General features: G+C 67.5%; 22 protein-coding genes. 8 read left to right on the plus strand and 14 right to left on the minus strand.

Annotation, left to right across the window (positions count from 1 at the left end):
* The first annotated feature begins 71 nt into the window (after positions 1-71).
* From CFB52_RS27695 to CFB52_RS27705, 3 genes are read left to right on the plus strand one after another with little or no spacing between them, the layout of a single operon-like run.
* Positions 72-1493, plus strand: coding sequence for a cytochrome ubiquinol oxidase subunit I (locus tag CFB52_RS27695; RefSeq protein WP_099318038.1), 1422 nt, complete (start codon positions 72-74; stop codon positions 1491-1493).
* A 29-nt stretch (positions 1494-1522) separates the two neighbouring features.
* Positions 1523-2530, plus strand: a complete 1008-nt coding sequence (gene cydB, locus CFB52_RS27700) for a cytochrome d ubiquinol oxidase subunit II (RefSeq protein WP_060317393.1) — start codon at positions 1523-1525, stop codon at positions 2528-2530.
* Positions 2502-2681 (plus strand): hypothetical protein, encoded by a 180-nt coding sequence (locus CFB52_RS27705; protein ID WP_050012191.1) that lies wholly within the window; start codon positions 2502-2504, stop codon positions 2679-2681. The genes cydB and CFB52_RS27705 overlap by 29 nt, the downstream gene beginning before the upstream one ends.
* Before the next feature lie 127 nt (positions 2682-2808).
* On the opposite strand, the gene CFB52_RS27710 is transcribed toward CFB52_RS27705, so the two are convergent.
* Entirely contained in the window at positions 2809-3003 is a 195-nt protein-coding gene (locus CFB52_RS27710; RefSeq protein WP_099318039.1) for a YqaE/Pmp3 family membrane protein, read from the minus strand.
* A gap of 312 nt (positions 3004-3315) precedes the next feature.
* Here CFB52_RS27710 and CFB52_RS27715 point away from each other — a divergent pair, with 312 nt between their 5' ends.
* Positions 3316-3537, plus strand: a complete 222-nt coding sequence (locus CFB52_RS27715) for a hypothetical protein (RefSeq protein WP_011548933.1) — start codon at positions 3316-3318, stop codon at positions 3535-3537.
* 60 nt (positions 3538-3597) lie between these two features.
* Here the strand turns inward: CFB52_RS27715 and CFB52_RS27720 are convergent, their stop codons facing one another.
* The gene (locus CFB52_RS27720) at positions 3598-7425 is read right to left on the minus strand and encodes a DUF748 domain-containing protein (protein WP_099318040.1); all 3828 of its coding nucleotides are present in this window, start codon (positions 7423-7425) and stop codon (positions 3598-3600) included.
* Positions 7426-7576: 151 nt separating this feature from the next.
* Positions 7577-9013, minus strand: coding sequence for a DUF1254 domain-containing protein (locus CFB52_RS27725; protein ID WP_059581835.1), 1437 nt, complete (start codon positions 9011-9013; stop codon positions 7577-7579).
* 469 nt (positions 9014-9482) lie between these two features.
* Here CFB52_RS27725 and CFB52_RS27730 point away from each other — a divergent pair, with 469 nt between their 5' ends.
* Complete coding sequence (locus CFB52_RS27730) at positions 9483-12272, plus strand: heavy metal translocating P-type ATPase (RefSeq protein ID WP_099318041.1); 2790 nt, start codon at positions 9483-9485, stop codon at positions 12270-12272.
* Between the two features lie 127 nt (positions 12273-12399).
* Here CFB52_RS27730 and CFB52_RS27735 read toward each other — a convergent pair whose 3' ends face one another.
* The 4 genes from CFB52_RS27735 to CFB52_RS35460 form a co-directional block, all read right to left on the minus strand.
* Positions 12400-12879, minus strand: coding sequence for a GNAT family N-acetyltransferase (locus CFB52_RS27735; RefSeq protein ID WP_059581832.1), 480 nt, complete (start codon positions 12877-12879; stop codon positions 12400-12402).
* 145 nt (positions 12880-13024) lie between these two features.
* Positions 13025-13180: a hypothetical protein gene (locus CFB52_RS34825; protein WP_167351646.1), complete on the minus strand. Its 156-nt coding sequence runs from the start codon at positions 13178-13180 to the stop codon at positions 13025-13027.
* 174 nt (positions 13181-13354) lie between these two features.
* Entirely contained in the window at positions 13355-14704 is a 1350-nt protein-coding gene (locus CFB52_RS27740) for a flagellar hook-length control protein FliK (RefSeq protein ID WP_099318042.1), read from the minus strand.
* Between the two features lie 10 nt (positions 14705-14714).
* A complete protein-coding gene (locus CFB52_RS35460) occupies positions 14715-15011 on the minus strand; it encodes a hypothetical protein (RefSeq protein ID WP_124860195.1) in 297 nt (98 codons plus the stop codon).
* 332 nt (positions 15012-15343) lie between these two features.
* On the opposite strand from CFB52_RS35460, the gene CFB52_RS27745 reads away from it, so the two are divergent.
* The gene (locus tag CFB52_RS27745; RefSeq protein ID WP_059581827.1) at positions 15344-15922 is read left to right on the plus strand and encodes a YbhB/YbcL family Raf kinase inhibitor-like protein; all 579 of its coding nucleotides are present in this window, start codon (positions 15344-15346) and stop codon (positions 15920-15922) included.
* A 139-nt stretch (positions 15923-16061) separates the two neighbouring features.
* Here CFB52_RS27745 and CFB52_RS27750 read toward each other — a convergent pair whose 3' ends face one another.
* Positions 16062-16760 (minus strand): MgtC/SapB family protein, encoded by a 699-nt coding sequence (locus CFB52_RS27750; RefSeq protein WP_060011227.1) that lies wholly within the window; start codon positions 16758-16760, stop codon positions 16062-16064.
* Positions 16761-16877: 117 nt separating this feature from the next.
* Here CFB52_RS27750 and CFB52_RS27755 point away from each other — a divergent pair, with 117 nt between their 5' ends.
* Positions 16878-17987 carry an AGE family epimerase/isomerase gene (locus tag CFB52_RS27755; RefSeq protein WP_060011226.1) on the plus strand — a complete coding sequence of 370 codons (1110 nt, stop codon included), beginning with the start codon at positions 16878-16880 and terminating at the stop codon, positions 17985-17987.
* Here the strand turns inward: CFB52_RS27755 and CFB52_RS27760 are convergent.
* The gene (locus tag CFB52_RS27760) at positions 17960-19579 is read right to left on the minus strand and encodes a methyl-accepting chemotaxis protein (RefSeq protein WP_059608901.1); all 1620 of its coding nucleotides are present in this window, start codon (positions 19577-19579) and stop codon (positions 17960-17962) included. The genes CFB52_RS27755 and CFB52_RS27760 overlap by 28 nt on opposite strands.
* Positions 19580-19860: 281 nt before the next feature.
* Here CFB52_RS27760 and CFB52_RS27765 point away from each other — a divergent pair, with 281 nt between their 5' ends.
* Positions 19861-20304 carry a PaaI family thioesterase gene (locus CFB52_RS27765; protein WP_059581818.1) on the plus strand — a complete coding sequence of 148 codons (444 nt, stop codon included), beginning with the start codon at positions 19861-19863 and terminating at the stop codon, positions 20302-20304.
* Between the two features lie 58 nt (positions 20305-20362).
* On the opposite strand, the gene CFB52_RS27770 is transcribed toward CFB52_RS27765, so the two are convergent.
* The 5 genes from CFB52_RS27770 to prpF form a co-directional block, all read right to left on the minus strand.
* A complete protein-coding gene (locus CFB52_RS27770) occupies positions 20363-21415 on the minus strand; it encodes a CaiB/BaiF CoA-transferase family protein (RefSeq protein WP_099318043.1) in 1053 nt (350 codons plus the stop codon).
* A gap of 288 nt (positions 21416-21703) precedes the next feature.
* On the minus strand, positions 21704-22612 hold the full coding sequence (locus CFB52_RS27775) for a hypothetical protein (RefSeq protein WP_060317894.1): 909 nt from the start codon (positions 22610-22612) through the stop codon (positions 21704-21706).
* Positions 22613-22779: 167 nt separating this feature from the next.
* Positions 22780-23229 (minus strand): response regulator transcription factor, encoded by a 450-nt coding sequence (locus CFB52_RS27780; protein ID WP_081083368.1) that lies wholly within the window; start codon positions 23227-23229, stop codon positions 22780-22782.
* A gap of 220 nt (positions 23230-23449) precedes the next feature.
* The gene (locus CFB52_RS34435) at positions 23450-23659 is read right to left on the minus strand and encodes a hypothetical protein (RefSeq protein WP_124860187.1); all 210 of its coding nucleotides are present in this window, start codon (positions 23657-23659) and stop codon (positions 23450-23452) included.
* Positions 23649-24839, minus strand: coding sequence for a 2-methylaconitate cis-trans isomerase PrpF (gene prpF / locus CFB52_RS27785; RefSeq protein ID WP_060317888.1), 1191 nt, complete (start codon positions 24837-24839; stop codon positions 23649-23651). The genes CFB52_RS34435 and prpF overlap by 11 nt, the downstream gene beginning before the upstream one ends.
* Positions 24840-24864 lie beyond the last annotated feature (25 nt).

A 24864-nucleotide genomic window follows, 5' to 3' on the forward strand; every position in this document is an offset into this window, starting at 1 on the left:
AACCCCGACGCCAGTCCGCCGGGGTCCGTCGGCACCCGCCGGCGGGTATCGTCAAGCCTCGGTCAACTGGTATGGACACCGCATTTTCGGCCCTCGATCTGGCCCGCCTGCAATTCGCGTTCACCGTCTCCTTTCACATCGTCTTCCCGGCACTGAGCATCGGCCTCGCCAGCTTCATCGCCGTGCTCGAATACCGCTGGCTCAAGACCGGCAAGCAGTACTACAAAGCCCTCTGCCTGTTCTGGTCGAAGATCTTCGCGGTCGCGTTCGGGATGGGCGTCGTGTCCGGCGTCGTGATGAGCTATCAGTTCGGCACCAACTGGTCGGGCTTCTCGAGCTTCGCCGGCGCCGTCACCGGCCCGCTGCTGATGTACGAGGTCATGACCGCGTTCTTCCTCGAGGCCGGCTTCCTCGGCATCATGCTGTTCGGCTGGAACCGCGTGAGCCCTCGCGCGCACTTCGGCGCGACGCTGATGGTCGCGATCGGCACGCTGATCTCGACGTTCTGGATCCTCGCGTCGAACAGCTGGATGCAGACGCCGCAGGGCTTCGAGATCGTCGACGGCCGCGTCGTGCCGACCGACTGGTTCGCGATCATCTTCAACCCGTCGTTCCCGTACCGCCTGTTCCACATGGCGATCGCCGCGTTCATCGTCGCCGCGCTGGTGGTGGCCGCGACCGGCGCATGGCACCTGCTGAAGGGCCGCCGCGACAAGGGCGTGAAAAAGATGTTCTCGATGGCGCTGTGGCTGCTGCTGGTGCTCGCGCCGCTGCAAGCCGTGATCGGCGACCAGCACGGCATCAACACGCTGAAGCATCAGCCCGCGAAGATCGCCGCGATCGAGGGGCTGTGGGAAACCGAAAAGGGCGGCACCGCGCTCAACCTGTTCGGCATTCCGGACATGAAGGCCGAAACGACCCGCTACGCGGTGAAGGTGCCGCACCTGGGCAGCCTGATCCTCACGCACAGCTGGGACGGCGAAATCCGCGGGCTGAAGGATTTCCCGCCGCAAGACCGCCCGAATTCGACGGTCGTGTTCTGGAGCTTCCGGATCATGGTCGGCCTCGGCTTCGCGATGATCGGCCTCGCCGCGCTCGCGTGGCTGCTGCGCCGCCGCGGCCGCCTGTATGAATCGAAGTGGTTCCAGCGCTTCGCGCTCGTGATGGGCCCGACCGGGTTCGTGTCGCTGCTCGCGGGCTGGGTGACGACCGAAGCCGGCCGCCAGCCGTGGGTCGTGTATGGCGTGATGCGCACCGCGCAGGCCGTGTCGCCGCTGTCGGTGCAGCAGGTGAGCCTGTCGATGATGACGTTCGTGATCGTGTACTTCCTCGTGTTCGGCACCGGCGTGTACTACATGCTGAAGCTGATGAAGGCCGGCCCGGCGCTGCCCGACGTCAAGCACGACGCGAAACACGACCTGCCCGATACGCGCCCCGATCACACCGCGCGCCGCCCGATGTCGGCCGTCGACGAGCTGATCGAGACCGTCTGAGCCCATCCCATTCGCATACGAGAAAACCTATGGACGTCACCGTAATCTGGGCCGCGATCATCGCATTGGGGCTCTTCATGTACGTCGTGCTCGACGGCTTCGACCTCGGCATCGGCATCGTCTTCCCGTTCTTCCCGGACGAGAAGGAACGCGACCTGATGATGAACACCGTCGCGCCCGTATGGGACGGCAACGAGACGTGGCTCGTGCTCGGCGGCGCCGGGCTGTTCGCGGTGTTTCCGATCGTCTATTCGACGGTGCTGTCGGCGCTGTATCTGCCGCTGATCTTCATGCTGGTGTGCCTGATCTTCCGCGGCGTGTCGTTCGAGATCCGCGCGAAGGCGCGACGCACGAAGCAGCTGTGGGATCTCGCGTTCATCGGCGGCTCGGCCGGCGCGACGCTGTTCCAGGGCATCGCGCTCGGCGCGTTCCTGCAGGGCATCGACGTGAAGGACGGCGTGTACGCCGGCGGCGCGTTCGACTGGCTCACGCCGTTCAGCCTGCTGACGGGCCTCGGCCTGATCGTCACGTACGCGCTGCTCGGCTGCTGCTGGCTCGTCGCGAAGACCGAAGGCGACCTGCAGCGCCGCCTGCATCGCGTCGTGTGGCCGCTGACCGTCGTGCTGCTCGGATTCATCGCGGTGGTCAGCCTGTGGACGCCGCTGCAGGACCCGGCCATCGCGCAGCGCTGGTTCGATTCGGGGCTGTTCTGGCGTCTGCTGCCGGTGCCGTTCCTGGTGGCCGCGTGCGCGGTGTGGATGCGCCGCGCGGTGCGCGGCCGGCACGACATGACGCCGTTCGTGCTCGCGCTGGCGCTGGTGCTGCTCGGCTACGTCGGCCTGCTCGTCACGCTGTTCCCGTACGCGATTCCGCAGACGATGACGATCTGGGAAGCGGCGGCGCCGCGTTCGAGCCAGACCTTCACGCTGGTCGGCGCAGCGGTTATCCTCCCGATCATCATCGCCTACACGACGATGGGTTACTGGGTATTCCGAGGCAAGGTGCGCCATGAAGACCAGCATTACTACCACCACTGATTCCACTGCCGGCCAGCCCGGCGCGCCGCGGCCGCGGATGCGCGGCTGGATGTGGTTCGTCGTTCTGTGGGCGGGCGGCGTGATCGGCGCCGTCACGCTCGGCTATGCGTTCAAGATCTTCATGAACCTGACGCTGTTTGCGGTGAAGTAGGCGAAGCGGCCGCCCGGTCGAACGATGGTCGGGGCGGCCGTTTTGTCGTTGACGCCCGATTCCGGCAGGCTCGCAACCACGGATCCCGCCAGCCAGCCGGTGACGCGACGCCGCTTCCCTCCCCCTCCTACGGCCGCCCGCGCAACGCCGCCTCGATCTTGCGATCGGTCTTGTACTGGCTCAGCGCATACACGGACCAGATCGCGGCCGGCAGCCAGCCGATGATCGTGATTTGAAGGATGAGACAGATGATCCCCGCGATCGGGCGACCGATCGTGAAGAACTGGAACCACGGGAGCAGCAAGGCAAGCAGAAGGCGCATGAACGATCCTCTCGGCGCGTCGTTGAACGGGTGATACCCGGCCAATATGGCGGGTTGCGCGCCCCGTTTCAAGCCCGGGCACGACGCGCGCCGGGCGAAGCGCCGGGCCGATGCCTTCGCCCACGCCGAACCGGCCAGCCCCTGCGCGACACGCGCGACACCGCGACGAGCGCGACGCCCGTCGCCGCCCATGAAGGCGTCGCAATCCCACGGCCCTCGCGTGGGCCAGCCCCGCGCGGACGGATTTTTTTTCGGCTTGGCCCGCGACTATTGGCGTGTAATAAAGGGTTTTCCCTGACCCGGAGCACGAGTATGTCGACCCTGGAAGCCCTCCGGTTCGTGCTGGACGATGCACGTACCCCCGAAATCATTCGCCATCACGTCGTCGACGCGCTGCAGTACGCGCTGCGCAACTACGGACAGGTGTTCACCGCGAAGGAAGTCGAATGGCTGACGCAGTGGGACGACGCACGTCTGCCGCTGGCCGCGAGGAAGGAGCTGGACAAGCGCGAACCGGCGATCGCCGGGCGCTGAAAAAAGCCGCCGCGCCCGACGGGTGCGGGCGCGGCGGCGGATGACGGCTGGCGATAACGCTTACTGCAGCCCGAAGTCGACGCGGGTCGTCGCGCCCTTGTCCGAGATGCCCTTCGCGTCGAGCTTCGGCGCGACGACGAACATGCGGCTCGAATCGATCTTGCCGTCGAGATACTGGCGCACGGCCTGGGCGCGCTGCTGCGCGAGCGCACGCAGCGCGTTGTCGTCGGCGGGTGCGTGATCGGCGAGCGCCTGCTTCATGTCCGCATCGGGCAGCGTCTTCTGCAGGCCGACGAGGTTGCGCGGCTTCTTGAAGTCGGCGGCCTTGTACGCGCGCGTCAGGTATTTCGAGTATTCGGCCTTGTCGACCTTCACCGACATCGGATCGACGCTCTCGCCCTGGCCGATCACGTCCTTCAGCTTCTGCTGACGCACCAGCCGCTCGACGTACGCGTCGCGCAGCCCCGGCGTGTCCTGCGCCGGATCGACGCGGCCGATCAGGTCGAGGCGGATCGACGGCTTCTCGGTCAGCATCTTCACGACCGTGTCGAGCTTCTTCTCCTGCGCGTCGGTCAGCACATACGAACCCGGCGCGAACTCGACGTAGCCGAGATCCTCGCCGCCGCCCCCGCCGAACGCATTCGCGAGCAGCGTGAACGGCGACGTGACGGCCTTCGCGATCAGGTTCAGCACCGCGCGCCAGATCAGCCCGCCGACGCTGAATTCCGGATTCGACAGCGAACCCGACACCGGCAGGTTCACGTCGATCTGGCCGCGCGTGTTCTTCAAGAGCGAGATCGCGAGCTTCACCGGCAGCTTCGTCGCCGTGTCGTTCTCGATGTGGTCGCCGAACGTCAACTGGTCGATGAAGATGTGGTTGTTCGCCGACAGCTGATCGTTCGCGAGCTGGTAGTGCAGATCGACGTTGAGCTTGCCCTTCGTGATCGGATAGCCCGCGTACTTCGCCGAATACGGCGTCAGATTGGTCAGCTCGATGTCGTGCGCGGTCGCCGTGAGGTCGAGCGCCGGCTTCTCGATCAGCGGATTCACCGAGCCCTTGATCGAGATGGGCCCGTTGCCCGCGAGGTTCGCGGCGACGTCGACCGGCGCGGACGTCGTCGAATCCGTGCCGAACGCGCCGACCGTGCCCTTGATCGCGACGAGGTTCGCCGTGTAGTTCGGCTTGATGAAGTTGTCCGTGTACGTGACGCGGCCGTTCTGCAGCACCAGTTCGCCGAAATGCATCCGCACCGGGTTCCGCGGCTGCGGCGCGGCCTTCACGACCACCGTCGCCGACGCGGCGGCCGGCACGGACGCCTGCTGCGCGGCCGCGGCCGATGCGTCCTGCGCGGCGGCCGGCGGCGTCACGCCCGGCGACAGCGGCACCGGTTCGCCCTTGCTCGCGTCGCGCGTGAGCGACTGCGCGGGGCCCGTCTCCTTCGCCACCACGTCCTTCAGGTTCAGCCGCCCCTGCGCGTCGAGCAGCACGCGGCCGTAGAAGTTCGAGAACGTCACGCGCGCGGCGTCGACGTCGGTGCCCTTCTCGTCGTAGTTCGCCTTCAGGTTCGACAGCGCGAGCGAGCGCCAGCCGGCGAACGGGTCGGAGGTCGCCTTGTCGAGCATCCGCACGTCGACCAGCGCGACGTCGCCGCGATAGGTGGCGCGCGGCGTGTCCTTCACCTGCGCGAACGTCAGGTTGCCCTGCGCGTTGAGCAGCGCGCTGGCGATCGTCGCGTTCAGCGCGCTGCCGAAATACGGCTCGAACGCGGCCGCGTCGAGGCGGTTGCCGTTGATCTTCAGGCCCAGCTTCAGCGGCTGCGCGGTCACGTCGCCCGTCACGTTCAGCGCGCCCTTGCGGTTCAGCGTCGCCTTCAGTTGCACGGGCAACGGCTTCGTCAGGTCGTCGCTGATCTTCTGCACCGACAGGTCGAGCGGCTTGATCGCGAGCTTCACCGGGCGCGGCGTCGACAGGTCGGTGAAGTTCGCCGCAGCGTCCTTCACGTTCAGCGCATCGATCCGGTAGTGCCACGACGGCGCGGCGGCCTGCGCCTTGCGCGCGACCGTGCGCGGCGGCACCGCCGCCTGCGCAGGTTCGGCCAGCGCCGCGAGGTCGACCTTGCCGTCCTTCAGGCGCTTCACGTCGAGCGCGAGCCCGCTCGCGTCGACGCTGGCGATCTCCGCGGCGCGCGCGGCGACGTCGACCTTCGCGATCTTCGCGGTTGCGTCGGGCAGGACGATGGCCGGCGCCTTGTTGTCCGGCGCGGCGATCTTCAACGATTTCAGGCTGACCGTGCTGTCGGCGACTTCCGCGGCGAGCGGCGTCTTGCCCCAGTCGGTCTTCGCGTTGACGGTCGCGCCGAGCGTGCCGTCGAGCACGCGCGCACGCGTCGCCTCGCCGAGGTACGGCTGCAGCGCGGGCAGCGCGAGCGCGGCCACCGTCAGCTTCGTGTCGGCCTGCTTCGCCGCGAGGTTGAACGCGCCTTCGGCCTTCACGTCGCCGCCGCGCGACAGCGACGTCGACAGCGTGTATTTCGCGGGCGTCTTGCCCTGCAGCGAGAAGCCGTCGAGCGTCGCGGCGAGCTTCGTCAGCGAGATCGCGGTCGGCGTCGCCGGCACGCGGTCGTCGACGTTGATCGTGCCGCCGTCGATCGCGACATGGCGAATCGTCAGGTCGAGCGGCGGCGCTGCCTTCGCGGCGGCGCCGCCTTCGGCCTTCGCGCCGCTGGCGGCGGCGACGGCCGCACCGGACGCGGCGGACGCACCGGAAACGGCGGCGGCCGACGCGGCCGGCTTGCCGGTTTCGGCCTTCGGCGCGGCGGCCGGCTGCACGACGAGCTTCTCGACGTTCAGCACGCCCTGCTTGTCGCGCGACAGGTCGACCACCGGCTGGTCGAGCCGGATCTCGTCGAAGTGCATCGCGTTGCGCAGCGGCTCGAGGCCGGCCGCCGCGACGTGCACGCCGCGCGCGGCGAACAGCGGCGCCGACGCGCGGTCGGTCACCTTCGCGTCGTTCAGGTCGACGGTGCCCGACACGCGCAGCGCGGGCGTCTCGCCGCTCATCACGAAATTGACCGTGAGGTTGCTGCTCAGCAGGCCGCTCGTCACGGTCACCGGCAGCTTCGCCGGCACGTACGAGATCAGCTTCGGCACGTCGAGCCGGTCGAACTTCAGCGCGATCTCCGATTCGCGCGACTGCGCGAACGGCTTGGTCTTGCCGTCGATCGAGATCGGGCTGCCGTCGAAGCGGGCACGCAGCTTCGGCTCGACGAAGATGTCCGTCTTCGAGGCCAGCGTCGCGATGTACGGGATGCCGAGCGTCCAGTGGTCGACGACGTGCTTTTCGTTCAGCAGGCGATCGTCGAAATCGATCCGGCCGTCGTTGACCTGGATGTTCGACACCGAGAACTGCGTCGGCTTGCTGTCGGGCGTCGGCGACGGCGACGAGAACTTCTCGATCAGATCGGTGAAGTTGAAGCGCTGCGCGTCGTAGCGGACGACGTGAAAGCGCGGCGAATCGAGCCGGATTTCGTTGACGATCGGCGCGCCGCGGAACAGCGACGACCACGACGGCCTCACGACGAGCTTGCCGATGTCGATGAAGTCGCCCTGGCCGCCGCGCTCGCCGAGGTGGATGCCTTCGGCTTCGAGGTTCAGCGTGTACGGGTTCAGTGCGATGCGCTGGATCGTGGCCGGCCGGTCGAGCTGCTTGCTCAACTGCTGTTCGGCGACATGGCGAATCAGCGGCGGCGCCGCGAAGAAGCCGAGCAGTCCGAATAAAACGAGGAAGATCAGCACGCCGATGCCGATACGCCGGGTCCGGCGCGAGCGTGCAACGCCGCCGAGGGCATGGAGGGTCGAGGGTAAGGTTTCTTTGTCTGCGCTTGCCATGCTTGAATGCCTCGGGAATGGATGCCGGGCCGCGCCGGAAAACCGGGCGGCCGCGCACGCTATCCCGAAAGTATAGGCTCAGGAGGTGGCGGTACGGCGGTCGGGCGCCGCCGCCGCGCCCGGCGGCCGGACAACGGCGGCGGTCAACCGGTCATTTCCGGACGATGGCGGGCGGCATCCACGACCCGTCGCTCGCTTGCGGCTTCGGCGCGTACAGGCGCAACGCGAGCGCGAAATCGGTACGCGGCGCCGGCAGCCAGTTCGCCGCATGCGTACCGCCCGGCGACGCCGACACGACGACGTCGATCGAACCGTCACGGTTGCGGCGCAGCCGGTCGCGATCGCCGAGCGAGCGGCGCGCCGACCCGACGTCGGGCAGCGCGCCGTTGGTCGTGTACGGCGTGAGCGTCCAGAACGCGCGCACCGGCGGCAGCGCACCCGGCGCGAAATGCAGCACGTAGCGGTTTGCACCGTTCAACGCATGGCCGTCGCTGTCGACGCGGGTGATCGCGAGCGTTTCGTCGTCGCGCGTCGCGGTGCCGAATTGCGTGTAGGCCGCGTACGCGCGCAGCGCGTAGTCCTGGCCGTACTTGCCGGCCGTGTCGCCGATCCAGGTCCAGCCGTTCGCGTTCAGCAGGTTCGACGGCGGCGTCGCGAGCCGCGCGCGCGCCTCGGCGACGCCGGCCGTCGCGGCCGTGAGACGGTCGCCCGTCCACAGCACCGGGTAGCCGGCCGTCACGCCGATGTCGGCGAGCGATTCCTGCGCGTGCGCGTCGTCGGCCGGCGGCGGATTGTCCTGCAGCGCCCGCGCGAAGCGCGTGAAGAACGCCTTCGGATCGAGCGCGGCCACCTGCTCGGCCGGCGTGCCGCCGCCCACCGCTTCGGACGGCGCGCTGCCCGCATGGACCGCCACCGACGCGCCGCGCTCGGCGCCGGTGTAGACGGACAGCGGCACCACGCGGATCGCGCGCTGCAGCTTCTTCACGTTGGTCAGGTCGCGCCCGCCGCTCGTCTGCAGCCGCACTTCGAGCCATGCATTGGCGGACGGCACGTCGACGCGCAGCACGCCCTTCGGCAGCGTGCCCTGCCAGTCCTTCGCGGCGAAGGCAATCGTTTGCGATCGCCCGGCGCCACGGGGGCCGCGCGCCGCGACGCTCGACGACGACCACAGCACGTTCGTCCACATGTCGAGCGCGCGTGCGTCCCAGTAGCGGCCGCGCGTGTCGGGCAGCGTGACGATCACGGGTTCGGCGGCGACGTCGAGCCAGCCGGTGGAGTCGAGCGTGTCGACGCCCGGCAGCGGCGGGTTGACCGCACCGACCGGCGGCAGCGCCTGCGCGTGGCGCAGCGTGTTGAGCGGCGCCTGCCCCGGTTGCGCACCGTCGCCGCCCGTCGCCGCTTCCTTCGCGACGTCCATCAGCACGAGCGGATACGCATAGATATAGGAGTCGGCGACTTCCGCGCGCATCCAGCCGGTTTTCCGCTGGATCGCGTCTGGTTGCGACGCGCATCCTGCAAGCAATGCCGCCATCGCCAACGACGCGCACGCGCGTCGCAGGGAAACTGATTCTCGCTGGTTTTCAATCATCGATTACTGGCCGAATATCGTTCTTTTCAGTCAACGCCTTGTTCGTCTCACGAACGCGAACAAGGCACCCCAGCGTGCCCGGATGACCGTCTCGCAACGTTTCGTCACGGTGGGCGCTGATGTCAGGCCGGTATCATAGCGCCTAAGGGCATCCCCCAATATGCCGAATAACGGGTGAAACGCTAGTTGAACCGTCAAAAAATCTGAAATAGTTCGCCGGATTCAGCAAAAATCCGGAATAGCGCCGGCACCCTCAGCCAGTTGCCCGTAAACGCCTCGCGAGCGCCAAGCTTGGTCCTCAGCGCGCACCGGCTGTCCGTCTGGAAGCCGGGCGATCGCTTTTTCCGTGTTGTGACACCCTGTGTGCATCGACTTGTGCCGCATCGCCGCCGGTACTTGCCCTTACCATCATGGGAATGTTGATACTGGAACCATCCGCGGCACGAACCGCGCTTTTGGGGAATCCGACATGACTGAACCACTCGCCTCCGCGGCGCTGCAAACGATCGAGCTGAGCGTCGACGGCATGCATTGCGGCGGTTGCACGGGCCGCGTGCAGCGCGCGCTGGCCGCCGTGCCGGGCGTCGTCGATGCGGCGGTCGATCTCGACGCGCATGCGGCGACGGTTACCGCGCAGGAGGCGGTCGAGCCCGGCCGGCTCGTCGACGCGATCGGCGAGGCCGGCTATCGCGCAACCGTGCGCGAAGCGGTAACCGAAACGGTCGCGGCCACGCCTTCGTCGGAGAACGCGCCACACGCGGCGCCGGCTGCCACCGCGACGATCGAACTCGACATCGAAGGCATGACCTGCGCGTCATGCGTGTCGCGCGTCGAGAAGGCGCTCGCGAAGGTGCCGGGCGTCACGCGCGCATCGGTCAACCTCGCGACCGAACGCGCGACGGTCGACGCGTCGGCTGACGTATCCACCGCCCAGCTTGTCGAAGCGGTGAAACAGGCCGGCTATGGCGCGACGCCGGCTGCCGTCGCCACGCCCGTCGTCACCTCCGCTTCCGCCGACGTCGAACTCGACATCGGCGGCATGACCTGCGCGTCCTGCGCCGGCCGCGTCGAAAAAGCGCTGGCCGCCGTGCCGGGCGTCGCGCGCGCGACGGTCAATCTCGCGACCGAGCGCGCGTCGGTGCACGGCGCCGGCGCACTCGATGCCGCCACGTTGATCGCCGCAGTCACCACGGCCGGCTACCGTGCATCGCTTCCCGCCACCTCGCCCGCCGGCGCAACGATCGGCGCCGATGCACGACCGGCCGGCCCCGCGCAGGACCCCGACGCACGCAAGCGCCGCGAAGCGATCCGCGAACGCAACCTCGTGATCGGGGCCGCCGTGCTGAGCGCGCCGCTCGTCGCGCCGATGCTCGCCGCACCGTTCGGCATCGACCTGATGCTGCCCGGCTGGCTCCAGCTCGTGCTCGCGTCGATCGTGCAATTCGGCTTCGGCGCGCGCTTCTACCGCGCGGCCTGGCATGCGGTGAAGGCGCGCACCGGCAACATGGACCTGCTGGTCGCGCTCGGCACGTCGGCCGCGTACGGGCTGAGCCTGTGGATGCTGCTGCGCGATCCCGCGCATCCCGGCCATCTGTATTTCGAGGCGTCGGCCGTCATCGTCACGCTCGTGCGCTTCGGCAAGTGGCTCGAATCGCGCGCGAAGCGCCAGACCACCGACGCGATCCGCGCGCTGAACGCGCTGCGCCCCGACCGCGCGCGCGTCGTCGAGGATGGCGTCGAACGCGACGTGCCGCTGTCGCAGGTGCGCGTCGGCACGCACGTCGGCATCCGGCCCGGCGAGCGCGTGCCCGTCGACGGGCGGATCGTGTCGGGCCGCTCGCACATCGACGAATCGCTGATCACCGGCGAAAGCCTGCCCGTGCCGAAGGACGACGGCGATGCCGTCACGGCCGGCTCGATCAACGGCGAAGGCGCGCTCGTCGTCGAAACCACCGCGATCGGTGCTGAAACGACGCTCGCGCGCATCATCCGCCTCGTCGAATCCGCACAGGCCGAGAAGGCGCCGATCCAGCGGCTCGTCGATCGCGTCAGCGAGGTGTTCGTGCCTGCGATCCTCGGCATCGCGGTGCTGACGCTCATCGGCTGGCTGCTCGCCGGCGCCGGGATGGAAACCGCGATCCTCAACGCGGTCGCGGTGCTCGTGATCGCGTGTCCGTGCGCGCTCGGTCTCGCGACGCCCGCCGCGATCATGGCCGGCACGGGCGTCGCGGCCCGGCACGGCGTGCTGATCAAGGACGCGCAGGCGCTCGAGCTCGCGCAGCGCACGACCGTGATCGCGTTCGACAAGACCGGCACGCTGACCGAAGGCAAACCGTCCGTGACGGCGTTCGACGCCGTCGGCATGCCGCGCGACGAAGCGCTCGCGCTCGCCGCGGCCGTGCAGCGGCAGAGCGACCATCCGCTCGCGCGAGCCGTGGTTTCCGCGCATGAGGCCGAGGTGGCCACACATGGCGGTGCGGCTGCGTCGGTCGTCGCGACCGACGCGCGCGCGGTGGCCGGGCGCGGCGTGGAAGCGCACGTCGGCGGGCAGCGGCTCGCGCTCGGCAGCACGCGCTGGCGCGACGAACTCGGCATCGCGGCGCCGTCGGCGCTCGACGCGCGCGCGGCGGAACTCGAACGCGCCGGCAACACGATCTCGTGGCTGATGCGTGCCGATGCGCCGCGCGCGGTGCTCGCGCTGATCGCATTCGGCGACACCGTGAAGCCGGGCGCCCGTGACGCGATTGCAGCGCTGGCGGCGCGCGGCGTCGCGAGCGCCCTCGTGACGGGCGACAACCGCGGCAGCGCGGCGGCCGTCGCGGCGGCGCTCGGCATCGGCGAAGTGCACGCGCAGGTGCTGCCCGACGACAAGGCGCGCGTCGTCGCGGAACTGAAGCGCACGCACGGCGGGATCGTCGCGATGGTCGGCGACGGGATCAACGACGCGCCCGCGCTCGCCGCGGCGGACGTCGGCATCGCGATGGCGACCGGCACCGACGTCGCGATGCACACGGCGGGCATCACACTGATGCGCGGCGACCCGGCGCTCGTCGCCGACGCGATCGACATCTCCAAACGCACGTATCGCAAGATCCAGCAGAACCTGTTCTGGGCGTTCGTGTACAACCTGGTCGGCGTGCCGCTCGCCGCGCTCGGGTTGCTGAACCCGGTGATCGCGGGTGCGGCGATGGCGTTTTCCAGCGTCAGCGTCGTGACCAACGCGTTGCTGTTGCGGAGATGGAAAGGCCGCGCGCGTTGAGGCGGCAGGCGGTGATTGCCGGATGGGGCGTTTGGCCAACGGGAAGGATAAGGAAGCGTGCCGGTGTTGGCCGGCTATGCGGCGTGCCGAACCGGCAGCATGTGAGGACGCACCCGGGCCGACGGATTCAGCCCGACACGACCGGCTTGATCAACGTCGTGGTAATCGGCACGAACCCACACGCGCGATACAGCGCACGCGCCGCCGCGTTGTGATTGAACACCGACAGCCCGATCTCGGTGACGCCGTACCGGCGTGCCTCGGCGTCGAGCGCGTCGAGCGCGCGCGTGGCCCAGCCTTGGCGGCGCCGGGACGGAACGATGTCGAGGTCGTAGATGAACAGCGTACGGTTCGGCCCTTCGGGCACGATCGCGTACCAGAGGTCGCCCACCGTGTCGCCGGTGGCGGCGTCGATGAGCGTGACGAGGGTCTGGCCGGCAGTCAGCAGGCCGTCCGGCAGCAGCGTGTCGAAACAGGCGCGCGCACGGTCGGCCGCGTCTTCGACAGCATTTTGCCCGGAAGAAACGAGATCGCGCGCGTAGCCGTCGATGGCTCGCGTGCGGTACGCGTGGAATTCGCCGGCCGTCATCGGCCGCATCTGCAGCATGGCCCGGTCGCCGTGAACGGAATCGGACTTCCAGTGTAGCGGGACACTCGCACCGGCGCGCGACGCGGCGGCGGAAACGGGCAGGCAGGGACGCAGCGCGCCGAATCAGCGAATCAGCGAATCAGCGAATCAGCGAATCAGCGAATCAGCGACGGTACACGACGATCGGCACGAGGTGCGCACGGCGCACGCGCTCGGCTTCCGCATGACGCGCGGCGTACGAGTAGTCGGCGTCGAGCGGCAGGTGCGGGGACACGAACAGGTCGTCGATCTTTTGTAGCAGGGCGAGGATGAAGCTCATGTGAGACTCCTGACAGATGTGGCTAGGGTTTTCCCTTAGATGAGCTCCATTCTAAGGGTTTTCCCTGAACTCTGCCAGCGAGTGCATCGGTTTGCCGCACGTGGACGACAGCCGATCGCCGTCGCGGAACGGCGACCCTTGCTCCGTCGGGGTTACAGGATAGGGTCGGAAGGATTAACGCGTGCGGCGAACCCGTTTCGCCACAGCCGCCTCGCGATTTGCGTTGCGCTGAAGCCGGTCGACTTGCGACAGGAGCGCTTCGTGATGCTCCTCGAGCGTCATCAGCGTGGCCTGCTGCGTCGACAGATCCGCCGCGAGGCGATCGATCCGCTGCTGCTTGGTGGCAACGTCCTGCTTCAGCTGCGCGATCTGCCGCGTTTGCAGCACCAGCGCGACGAGCGCGGCCAGCACGACGACGGCCAGCGCGAGCAGCAGCCGGTTGACGCGGCGCATCTCGCGATCGGCCGCGCCCGTCAGGCCATCCACGTCGGATTGCAGCGCGGCGAGCCGGTCGGTCAGCGGGCGCAGGTGCGTGTCCGGGTCGAAGGCCGGCGCGGCTGGTTGCGTACGCTCCGACGATGGTTTGGTCACGAACGTTGCGGCGGAGGCCACCGGCTGCGTAACCGGCGGCGACGAAGCGTCCGGCTGCGCGGCTGTGTCGCGGGGCTTCGGAGCATGCGTGGCGATGGCCGGTTCGGGCGGTTGTGCCGGTGTCTGCGGCTCGACCGGCGCGGCGGCGAGCGGCAGCAGGTTCGATTCAAGCGCTTCCGGCTTCGAGCCGACGCTCGTTGCAACCGCTACGGTTTGCGTTGCCGCCGCTTCCTTGGCCCCGGTAGCCGCTCGGCGCTTGCCGCCCGACGACGCGCGGCGTTCCTTCGCGGCATCACCGGAAGATTTCCCTTCGCGGGATTTGACGACTGCCGCCTCGACCGCAGGCTTCGCGACTTCGCCGTCTGTCGCCTGCGAGTCCGCCGCCTGCGCCGCCTCGCCATCGGCGGCTTGCAGTGTCGTCTCCGCCTTCGCGGCGCCATCGATCACCGGCACATCGACCTGCGTGACGACGCGATCGCCGGCAGACAAATCCGCTGCCTCCGTTGCACGATCCTCTGCAGATGTACCGTTGACGTTCGCGGCCAAACCGCCTTCAGGCGTCGAAACAACCGCGATCGCCACATCGGGCGCCGCCGCACTTTCCGCTTCCCCGAGCCCCGCGGCAGCCGCATCCGCCGGCGGGTTGAATCCATCCAGCGTGGCCTGTCGCCCGTCGTCGGCGCCGGCCGACTCATCGGCTTCCACGATCGCTTCATCGCGCACCGCAACCGGCATGCGCTCGCCGGGCTCGAGCACCGGATCGCCGAACAGGTCGAGCGTCCGTTCGTCGCGCGGCGCGTCGCCGGCCGCTGCGCGGCCGGATCGCGCCGTCGCCCTGGCGGACGTGCTGCCTGCGGCAGCGGCCGAGCGCGGGCGGGAACGGGCCGACGAACGGGCGGAACGGGAGCGAGGCGTGGAAACGGATTCGGTCACGTCTGCCAGATTATCGTCCAGGGACATCCAGTGAAATCCTATTGTTCTTCAACAAATCAATAACTTGCGTCTTCAACCCATCCAATTTGCTCTGACTCCATCCAGCCTGTCCAGTCATCCCCGATGGGCTACGCGATGGGCCAAAACCGATGCTAACCGACAAACAAGCCAAAGCGCTCAAACCAAGCGACAAACCCGTCTTGCGTATCGCCCAGTCCATCACCGCCGTCAGATACGCGAAACCGCGCGCCATTGGAATGTAAGTCGTGTCGAGTACCCACGCCTGGTCGGCCCGCTTGATCTTCATGCCTTGTAGCAAGTACGCATTGACGATTGTCGGAGAACCGCCGCGAGTTCACATGACTCGCGGCGGTTTTTTGTAAACGATCGCTTGTCCGTGCAGTGGCCATTCGTTCGAAAGCACGAGCACGCTCCTTCAGCGCCAACCGCTGCCGCGCTCGTCTATGCGGGCGCTCGACCTTGCCGGCACGAGTGACGATCGAATCGACCGAAAGTCCTGCCAACAACGTTGCAGCCAAGGCAACACCGTGGTTCGCGAATGCGCCTTCCGGCGCGAATCGCCACAAGATACCGTGGATACCGTTGTACTGAACTCTCACCCTTCAACGGAGCAACGTCATGCGACCGAGGATTTTTTTGTCCGCGATTCTATTCACCTCAACGGCATTGGCGTTCATCCCGGCGACAGCCAGCGCGGAGCCGTTCACGATCACGGTCGATGGCCTCCATCGCGGGCACTTTACGAACGAACACGTGTACGGAGGTTTCGGCTGTCACGGTCAGAACGTTTCGCCGCGCATTTCGTGGGCTCACGTTCCGCGCGGCACGAAGAGCATCGTCGTGACGATCTTCGACCCCGATGCGCCGACCGGGGGGCTTGGCTGGACCCACTGGGAGATCGTCAATATTCCACCTTCGGAGTCGTCGATCGAAAAAGGCGCTTCCGGCAATCCGAAGCTCATGCCGAGCGGCGCTGTCGAGACATTGACGGATTTTGGCGAATCCAGATACGGTGGGCCCTGCCCGCCTCAGGGTGCATCGCATCGATATGTCGTGACGGCGTCCGCCCTGAACGTGGAAAAAATCGACGTGGCGCCGGCGGCAAGTCCCGCAGTCGTCGCTTATCAGATGCACGGGAAAATCATCGCTCAGGCAAAGTACGTCGCCCGATATCATCGCGCCTCCACTACCGATTGACGGTTGCGATTACGCCAACGACATTCCACCACGTTGAGGTTGCCGCCGCACCCGACGGCACCACGTAACACCATGCGGCATCAACCAACGCCCCGGACCGACGACTCCCTCCGCCCAGCGCATTCGTGCCGATAGGCCGCTATTCGTCACTCGACAACCCATTCCCGCCGTCGAACCGCGTGACGCCCGGCAGTGCGCGCAGCTTGTCGCAGATCGCCTTGTATTCGCCTTCCGACACCCGCGCGAGCGCGATGCGCACCTCGTCCTGCTCGCCCGTGTCGTCGACACGCTGCACGATGAACTGCTTCACGCGCGCACTGTCGGGGCCGAGCGCCGCGTGCAGCGAATCGAACGTCAGCGTGCCGCTCGCCACCGTCAACGCGAGCTGGCGCCGCTGCCGCACCGTGAAATAACGCCGTTCCAGCGGCTTGATGCCGGCCAGGATGATCAAAATGATGATCGTCGCGGAAATCGCTGCGACATAGAGCCCGCCGCCCACGGCGAGCCCGATCGCGGCGACCGACCACAGGCTCGCGGCCGTCGTCAGCCCGCGTACGATCTCGCCGCGCAGCAGGATCGAGCCCGCGCCGAGGAAGCCGATGCCCGACACGACCTGCGCGGCGATCCGCGACGGATCGAGCACGACGTGGTCGCTGGTGCCGAGCACGTCGGCGAAACCGAACGCCGACACGATCATGATCAGCGTCGAGCCGACACACACCAGCATGTGCGTGCGCAGGCCGGCGGCCCACGACAGGCGCTCGCGCTCGAAGCCGATGACGCTGCCGAGCGCCGCCGCGAGAACGAGCCGCATCACGAGTTCCAGGTTGCTGAGCATTCGATTTATCTCCTTTTTTTGGTGCCGGCCGCGCGGAATGTTTTATCCTTGGCCCCGGCCGCGCCGATTCTCCGGGCCGCGCCGACACGTTTCGATCCAAGCGCTCAAAACCCCACCATGTCCGTTTCCGACTCCGCTTCCGCCCAGGCCGCCCAACTGCGCCACCATTTCGCGCACGTCGTCTTGCCGATCTGGCGGGGTTCAGGGTTCGACCCGGCATTGCAACTGCCGTTCGAGGCCGTCGATCCGGCCACCCACGCGCCGCTGCCCGTGACCCGTTATCGCGCAATGGCGTGCGCGAGGCAACTGTTCGTGTTCGCGCAAGCCGGCGATACCGCACACGCGGCCACGCTGTTCGACGCGCTGTGCCGGCACTTTCGCGACCCGCGCCACGGCGGCTGGATCTACAGCGTCGATGCGCACGGCGCGCCGCTCGATACGACCAAGGACCTCTATACGCACGCATTCATCGTATTTGCGTGCGCCGCGTGGCATGCGGCGTCGGGCGACGCCGCCGCGCGTACGGTCGCAGAAGAAACGGCCGCACTGATCCAGGACCGCTTCGCGCCGCGCCACGGCGACGCGTTGCTCGATGCCGCACGGCACGCCGATTTCTCGTCATCCGGCAGCGGCGCGCTGCAGAATCCGCTGATGCACCTGACCGAAGCGTGGCTTGCGGCCGCCGATGCGTTCGGCGACACCGCGTTCGACGATGCGCTCGCGCGCACCGCGCAGGCCGTCGAGCGCACGTTCGTCGATCCGGCAACGGGCTGCGTGGCCGAGCTGCCGCTCGGGGCGGCCGACAACCGTTTCGAGCCCGGCCATCAGTTCGAGTGGTTCTATCTGGTCGACGCGGCCGGTGCGCGGCTCGCGCAGACCGGGCTCCCCGCCGCGCTGTCGCGCGCGTTCGCGTTCGCCGAGCAATACGGCGTCGATCCGCAGACGGGCGGCGTGTGCGCGGCGCTCGACGCGCAAGGCGCGTGCATCGACGGCACGCAGCGGATCTGGGCGCAGACCGAATACCTGCGCGCGCTCGCGACGCACGGCGGCACGCCGGCGTCGGCGCCGCTCGCACGTCAGATCGAGCGGTTCGCCGCGCGCTTCCTGCATCCGCGCGGCTGGTTCGAGTGCAAGACGGCGGACGGGCAGGTATCGCGCGCCGACATGCCGTCGACCACGCCCTACCACCTCGCGACCGCCTACGCGGCGCTGCCGGCCGGTTCGTAACCTGCCGCGGCAAGCGACGGCGCCGCGCGATCGCCGCGTGCGGCGCGTCCGTCGCCCAGTTCGAACACCGACACCGCCTGCATCAGGTGCGCGGTCTGGTCGTTCAGCGACGCGGCCGCCGCCGCGACTTGCTCGACCAGCGCCGCGTTCTGCTGCGTGAGCTGATCCATCTGCGTGACGGCCTGGTTCACCTGCTCGATCCCGACGCTCTGCTCGACCGACGCCGCAGTGATCTCCGACATCGTCTGCACGACCCGCGTGATCGACGCCGACACCGTGCGCATCGCGTCACCGGCGCGCTCGACGAGCTCCGCGCCGCCATTGATCTGCGCGACCGAATCCTCGATCAGCGCCTTGATCTCCTTCGCCGATTGCGCGCTGCGCTGCGCGAGCGAGCGCACTTCGCCCGCGACCACCGCGAAGCCGCGCCCCTGTTCGCCGGCCCGCGCGGCCTCGACCGCCGCGTTCAGCGCAAGGATGTTGGTCTGGAACGCGATGCCGTCGATCACCGAGATGATCTCCGCGATCCGCCCCGAGCTCTGCGCGATGCCGCGCATCCGGTCGATCACGCTGTCGACCACACCGCCGCCATGGCTCGTCGCTTCGAGCGCCGCGTCGGCCAGCGCGCTCGCCGCGCGGGCGCTGTCGGTGTTCTGCCGGACGGTCGCGGTCAGTTCCTCCATGCTCGCGGCGGTTTCCTCGAGCGACGCGGCCTGCGTGCCCGTGCGCGCCGACAGGTCGGCGTTGCCCCCGGCGATCTCGCCCGCGCCGAGGTGAATCGCGTCGGACGCGTGGCGCACCGTGCGCACGGTGCCCGCGATGCTCGTCTGCATCGCGGCGAGGCCGCGCAGCATTCGGTCGATCTCGAACACGCCGCCCGCCTGCACGGCTTCGTCGAGACGGCCCTGCGCGATCCGCTCGAAATGGCGGCCGGCCTGCTCCAGCGGCGCGACGACCGCGCGCCGCGCGGCCGCGTAGATCGCGGCGCTCGCCGCGAGCATCGCCACCAGCAGCACGATGCCGACCGACTTGAACCACAGCATGCCGCCGTCGATGGTGTCGAGCGCCGCGCGGCTCGACGTGCCGCCATAGTCGGTGAAGCGATGCAGCTCGGCGATGTACGCGTCCTGGAAGCCCTGGGTCGGCTGGTCGAGGAACGCCTGGATGTTGTCGGCGTCGAGGAACTGCACGAGTTCGCCCAACGCGCCGCGCAGCGCGCGATAGCGCTCGGTGAGCGCCGCGACGCGCGTGCGGTTGGTCTCGTCGACCGGCTGCGCGGCCGTCAGCACGGCGAACGCCTTGTCCGCTTCCGCGAGCGATGCGCCGGCGTGGCGGATGATGTCTTCGGGCTTCGGGCCGCCGCGCACCATCCGCGTGCCGGCGCGCGACAGGTTGATGCGCGCGTCGAGCAGTTGCTCGGTCGCCCGGCTGGCCGCGTCGACCTGCGCGATCGCGACGTTCGACAGATCGTCGACGCCGCTGCGCGTCGACGCGAGCGTCCAGAAACCGAGCGCTTCGATCGCGAACAGGAAGAGACAGAACACGGTCAACACGCCGAGCAGACCCGACGCGAGCTTGATTTTTCCGAACATGGGGGGATTCCTGGAAAGCGGACGATGAGGCAATGCCCCGGCATTAGCGGCATTTCTTCGTCGGACTTTAGGCGGAACGGCCGGAAACGCGGGCCAATCGCGCGCTTCGCTCGCGCATTCGCGTCGAATCGCCCGCAAACGCGGAGATCTTCGGTATTCGACGCAATAATCGCGTCGCATCGCACCGGGATTTGCACGAAATGCGGACGAATTTCCTTGCTTATCCGGAACCCCCTTCCTAGAGTTCAGCGCAAGCGGGCACTCATTTCGAAGGAAATTCGATGACCGACATCACGGACCACGCGCGCGGCGCATTGCGCGCGCAGCCGTTCAGCATGCTGCTGGGCACGGAGCTGATGCATATCGGCGACAACGAAGTGTCGCTGTGTCTGCCGGTGCGCGAGGAATTGCGGCAGCAGCACGGTTTCGTGCACGGCGGCGTCATCAGCTATCTCGCGGACAACGCGCTGACCTTCGCCGGCGCGCTCGTGCTCGGCCCGCGCGTGATCACAGCCGAATACAAGATCAACTATCTGCGGCCGGCCGTGAACGGCACGCTCGTCGCCCGCGCGAAGCTCGTGTACGCGGGCCGGCACCAGGCGACCTGCCAGTGCCACGTGTTCGTCATCGACGGCGATCACGAGCGGCTCGTCGCGATCGCGCAAGGCACGATCAATCGGGTCGGCGACGGCAAGATGCCGGATGCGCCGGCGGAAACGGCGTGAGAACGGCCTGAGCAACCGGCGCGCAATATCGCGGCCGGCTGGCCCCTGAGTCGCGCCGCTAGGCCGCGTCATCCCCCGCCAACGGCAAAAACCGCGGCGCCACCCTCGCCCGCACGTTCCCGCGCTCATCCGTCCGATAGATCCCGCGCGCCGCGTTGTGCGGATGCACGGCCGCGTCGGCCACGCTCAGCACCGGCGCGAAACACGCGTCGGTGCCTTCGAGCAGCGCGCGCCAGTGCGCGGACGGCCGCTGCGCGAACACCTCCGCGAAACGCGCCTTCAGCGCGGGCCAGCGCGCCCGGTCGTACTGCGACGCGGGATCGACGTCGGTCAGCCCGAGCCGTTCGACCAGCAGCGCATAGAACGGCGGCTCGAGCGCACCGATCGTCACGCATTCACCGTCCGCGCAGCGATACACGTCGTAGAACGGCGCGTCGTGGAACAGGCTCGGCTGCGCGCCGTCGAGCTGCCCGTTCGCGCGTGCCCACAGCGCGAGCGAACCAAGCATCGACACGATGTCGACGATCGCGCCGTCGACCACGCGGCCCGGCCCGCCGCCGCGCACGTCGAGCAATGCGCAGACGATCCCGAAAGCAAGCCCGAGCGCGCCGCCCGCATCGCCGACGATCGTCGGCGGCACGCCCGGCCGGCCGTCGCGCGGCGCGGACAGCGACAGCAGCCCGGTCAGCGCGACATAGTTCAGGTCGTGCCCGGCCGCGGCCGCGAGCGGTCCATCCTGGCCCCAGCCGGTCATGCGCCCGTAGACCAACGTCGGATGGCGGCGCGCGCAAACGTCGGGCCCGAGGCCGAGCCGCTCCATCACGCCGGGCCGCAAGCCCTCGATCAGCGCATCGGCCTGCGCGATCAGGTCGAGCGCGGCGTCACGCCCGGCCGGCGCCTTCAGGTCGAGTTCGACGATCGTCTTGCCTTCACGCAGCAGGTCGCCGTCGCGGGCCCGCAGCGCGTCCGGTGCGCTCGTGCGGCCGGACGGACGCGCGACAAGCGTGATGCGCGCGCCCATTCCGGCGAGCATCCAGCCTGCGAGCGGGCCGGGGCCGAGACCTTCGAATTCGACGATGTGGATGCCGGAAAGCGGTGCGTTCAATGACATGGCGACCTCGTGGGAATGCGATCGAAGCGGGGATAGGCGAGCCTTCACCGCAGGCAGGCATGTGCGCCGGATACACGTATTCTGACGTGCTTTCGCGCATCGACGACGTCCGGTTCGAATCCGTGAGGCGGCAGGCAGAACGGCAAACGAAAAGGCCGGCGAAACGTCGCCGGCCTCTGCCGTCAGGGGATGATCCAGGACCGCCCCCGATACACGCGGGCCGCCGTCGAAACGCCGGAGAGATCGATCTCGACGTAACGGCCGACAACCCGGTCGGTCACGGCAGGATCACGGCGTTTTCCATTGCCCGCCTTCGTACACTCGCCCCGTCGAATTCGTATTCGTGAGGTCAATCTCGATGCTCCGCGACCGCGCCTTCGAGAAGATCGTCGACGTCTCGATGTTCTGCTCGAACCACACGAGCACTTTCTCGATCGGCGTGAACGATGCCTCCCCGGACACCATCACGTCGGGGGCTGCGTAGATCGGCGTGCTGATGGCCTCGCCGTCCACACCCGTGCTCAGTTGGCAGATGCCCGGGTGGATGTCGCCGTAGTCGTTCTCCATGTTGATCGCGGTCGGGTCGCCGCCCGTCGACGGCGCCCCGAACTGGCCGTACTTGTCGAGGGTAACGATCTCCCCAAGGCCGATCGAGACCTTCTTGGTCGACGCCTTGACCGAAATGCCGTCCTGATAGCGGTTCGTTCCGAAGATCTGGTAGATCGGCGTCCACGAGAACTCGTTGTCCTCGAGATACTCGAACGATGCGCGCCAGACCACGTTGTACGCCGCGTCTCCGACCTTCTTGGCGAAGCACAGGTTGTAGCGGGCCTGCTTGAGCGTCGCGAAGTCCTTCTTGCCGATTCCGATATCGACCGTCTTCGTCGCGGCCGCCAGCGCGTTCTGGAACGACTGGACGAGCACGCCGTATTCCTCCGCCTGGAACAGCTGCGCCTGAACCTGGAACTCCGCCACGTTCCCGGTCGGACTGAGGCTCTTGCACACGACCTTCTGGCCCTGGTCGGCATGCGAGCCCTGATACACGTAGTACGTGCTTTCGGTTCTCAGCTGGTCCTTGTTCACCCCGGTCACGGAGAACTTCTCGCCGGCCTTTTTCTTCAGCTCCCCGGTCCCCTCGGTAATGACGTCCCAGGTAACACCGACCTTCGGCCAACGGCATACTTTCAGAATGCTCATTTTCTGATCCCCTCGGATAAGCTCGCTGAAAATAAATCTCTTGCACGCGGCGAGCATCGCGCACAAAAACCAAAGACACCTCTTTATTGGTGAATTGAACAATTTCAAATTCGAAAATTATCGACGACTCAATTCATCGATTCGAATGTGCAGCGCATGGACCCAGATTAGGATTCGCCGGACAAATTGGCCATGCCACACTTCGCGTATTGACTGGCGATCCAGGCGACCAGTTGACGCGTCGATTTGCAGCCGCATTTATCGAGTAAATGCTCGCGATGCTTGTCGACGGTACGGGGACTGACTTGAAGCACGCGTGCGATCTGCTTGCTGCCGTGCCCCTGGCACAGCAGCCGCAGCACCCGGGATTCGGCCGGGCTCAGGCGGATACCGCCCAGGTCGAGTCGCTCGAGCCATCCGGGCTCGTCCGGCAGGTCGCCGGCAGGCAATGCGATGACGGATCGGACACCCGTCTTTCGCTTGATGCGGCTTACGTGGCGTCGCGCGGTATCGAGTCCGATTCCGAGGTGAACGGCAATGGCCTTGTTGCTGAATCCGAGACGCAGCAGATCCACGACTTCTTTCTCTCGCGGCGTGAGAGCAGGATCCGAATCCATCGGCCCGGTCGTCTTGTTTTCGCCGCCGGGTAGGTGTGGTCAGTTGAATGCGATGCTGTCGGCTGCGGGTGTTTATGATCGAAATTTCCGGCAGGAGCGTCGCTTATATCACGTTTCAATACGTGCAATTTCACTGGACATCGACCCGGGTCAATCGATATCCAAAAGAAAGAAAATTACGCCGCACATGCGGTACGTAAATTGAAATCGTTTTCCACGGTCAGGATATTTTTATCATCCAGCCGTCAACGACCGGATTTTTCTTTCGAATCGAAACATCGTGGAATATCGCGATTGCGGAGGCCGCATCGCGCGATGGCCCACCCATGGCGGACAGGCCGCCCGCTTCGCCGGCCGCGAAGCCGGCGAAGCGGGAAAATCGCTTGTCGCACGCCCCTTCCAGGGCGATGCGGTACCGATCAGAACGCATCCCCCGGCACGCGCACCCAGCCTTCCATCAATACGCGCGCGCTGCGGCTCATGATCGCCTTCGTGACGGTCCATTCGCCGTTCTCGCGCCGCGCTTCCGCGCCGACCCGCAGCGTGCCCGACGGATGGCCGAAGCGCACCGCATTGCGTTCGCCGCCGCCCGCCGCGAGATTGACGAGCGTGCCGGGAATCGCCGCGGCCGTGCCGATCGCGACCGCCGCCGTGCCCATCATCGCGTGATGCAGCTTGCCCATCGACATCGCGCGCACCAGGAGGTCGACATCGCCCGCGTTCACGCGCTTGCCGCTCGACGCGACGTAGTCGGCCGGCTTCGCGACGAACGCGATCTTCGGCGTGTGCTGCCGCGTCGCGATTTCGTCGAGCGTGTCGATCAGGCCCATCCGCAACGCGCCGTGTGCACGGATCGTCTCGAACTTCTCGAGCGCCTTCGCGTCGCCGTTGATCGCGTCCTGCAACTCGGTGCCCGTATAGCCGATCGCTTCCGCGTCGACGAAGATCGTCGGAATGCCCGCGTTGATCATCGTCGCCTTCAGCGTGCCGATGCCCGGCACGGCCAGATCGTCGACGAGGTTGCCGGTCGGGAACATCGAGCCGCCCGCGCCTTCTTCCTCGGCGGCCGGGTCCATGAACTCGAGCTGCACTTCGGCGGCCGGGAACGTGACGCCGTCCAGCTCGAAGTCGCCCGTCTCCTGCACCGCGCCGTTCACGATCGGCACGTGCGCGACGATCGTCTTGCCGATGTTCGCCTGCCAGATCCGCACGGTCGCGACGCCGTCGCGCGGCACGCGCGCCGGGTCGACCAGCCCGCCGGCAATCGCGAACGGGCCGACCGCCGCCGACAGGTTGCCGCAGTTGCCGGTCCAGTCGACGAATGCACGGTCGATCGCGACCTGACCGAACAGGTAGTCGACGTCATGACCGGGCCGCGTGCTCTTCGACACGATCACCGTCTTGCTGGTGGACGACGTCGCGCCGCCCATCCCGTCGATCTGCTTGCCGTACGGATCGGGGCTGCCGATCACGCGCAGCAGTAGCGCGTCGCGCGCGGCGCCCGGCGCCTGCGCGGCGTCCGGCAGATCCTGCAGCCGGAAGAACACGCCCTTGCTGGTGCCGCCGCGCATATAGGTCGCGGGAATCCTGATTTGAGGAATGTGAGCCATGTTTGCGTTATCCCTGTGTGCGCCG

It is taken from the genome of Burkholderia sp. AU18528, from assembly GCF_002223215.2.
Classification (GTDB): Bacteria; Pseudomonadota; Gammaproteobacteria; order Burkholderiales; family Burkholderiaceae; genus Burkholderia; species Burkholderia semiarida.

What these genes read in the sequence shown, in the direction of transcription:
- prpF (WP_060317888.1), bottom strand. Translation starts at nt 24,839, where the DNA reads ATGGCTCACATTCCTCAAATCAGGATTCCCGCGACCTATATGCGCGGC.
- CFB52_RS27780 (WP_081083368.1), bottom strand. Translation starts at nt 23,229, where the DNA reads ATGGATTCGGATCCTGCTCTCACGCCGCGAGAGAAAGAAGTCGTGGAT.
- CFB52_RS27745 (WP_059581827.1), top strand. Translation starts at nt 15,344, where the DNA reads ATGCGACCGAGGATTTTTTTGTCCGCGATTCTATTCACCTCAACGGCA.
- CFB52_RS27720 (WP_099318040.1), bottom strand. Translation starts at nt 7,425, where the DNA reads ATGGCAAGCGCAGACAAAGAAACCTTACCCTCGACCCTCCATGCCCTC.
- CFB52_RS34435 (WP_124860187.1), bottom strand. Translation starts at nt 23,659, where the DNA reads ATGCGTTCTGATCGGTACCGCATCGCCCTGGAAGGGGCGTGCGACAAG.
- CFB52_RS27695 (WP_099318038.1), top strand. Translation starts at nt 72, where the DNA reads ATGGACACCGCATTTTCGGCCCTCGATCTGGCCCGCCTGCAATTCGCG.
- CFB52_RS27765 (WP_059581818.1), top strand. Translation starts at nt 19,861, where the DNA reads ATGACCGACATCACGGACCACGCGCGCGGCGCATTGCGCGCGCAGCCG.
- cydB (WP_060317393.1), top strand. Translation starts at nt 1,523, where the DNA reads ATGGACGTCACCGTAATCTGGGCCGCGATCATCGCATTGGGGCTCTTC.
- CFB52_RS27735 (WP_059581832.1), bottom strand. Translation starts at nt 12,879, where the DNA reads ATGCTGCAGATGCGGCCGATGACGGCCGGCGAATTCCACGCGTACCGC.
- CFB52_RS27755 (WP_060011226.1), top strand. Translation starts at nt 16,878, where the DNA reads ATGTCCGTTTCCGACTCCGCTTCCGCCCAGGCCGCCCAACTGCGCCAC.
- CFB52_RS27710 (WP_099318039.1), bottom strand. Translation starts at nt 3,003, where the DNA reads ATGCGCCTTCTGCTTGCCTTGCTGCTCCCGTGGTTCCAGTTCTTCACG.
- CFB52_RS34825 (WP_167351646.1), bottom strand. Translation starts at nt 13,180, where the DNA reads ATGAGCTTCATCCTCGCCCTGCTACAAAAGATCGACGACCTGTTCGTG.
- CFB52_RS27715 (WP_011548933.1), top strand. Translation starts at nt 3,316, where the DNA reads ATGTCGACCCTGGAAGCCCTCCGGTTCGTGCTGGACGATGCACGTACC.
- CFB52_RS35460 (WP_124860195.1), bottom strand. Translation starts at nt 15,011, where the DNA reads ATGAAGATCAAGCGGGCCGACCAGGCGTGGGTACTCGACACGACTTAC.
- CFB52_RS27705 (WP_050012191.1), top strand. Translation starts at nt 2,502, where the DNA reads ATGAAGACCAGCATTACTACCACCACTGATTCCACTGCCGGCCAGCCC.
- CFB52_RS27770 (WP_099318043.1), bottom strand. Translation starts at nt 21,415, where the DNA reads ATGTCATTGAACGCACCGCTTTCCGGCATCCACATCGTCGAATTCGAA.
- CFB52_RS27775 (WP_060317894.1), bottom strand. Translation starts at nt 22,612, where the DNA reads ATGAGCATTCTGAAAGTATGCCGTTGGCCGAAGGTCGGTGTTACCTGG.
- CFB52_RS27750 (WP_060011227.1), bottom strand. Translation starts at nt 16,760, where the DNA reads ATGCTCAGCAACCTGGAACTCGTGATGCGGCTCGTTCTCGCGGCGGCG.
- CFB52_RS27730 (WP_099318041.1), top strand. Translation starts at nt 9,483, where the DNA reads ATGACTGAACCACTCGCCTCCGCGGCGCTGCAAACGATCGAGCTGAGC.
- CFB52_RS27725 (WP_059581835.1), bottom strand. Translation starts at nt 9,013, where the DNA reads ATGATTGAAAACCAGCGAGAATCAGTTTCCCTGCGACGCGCGTGCGCG.
- CFB52_RS27760 (WP_059608901.1), bottom strand. Translation starts at nt 19,579, where the DNA reads ATGTTCGGAAAAATCAAGCTCGCGTCGGGTCTGCTCGGCGTGTTGACC.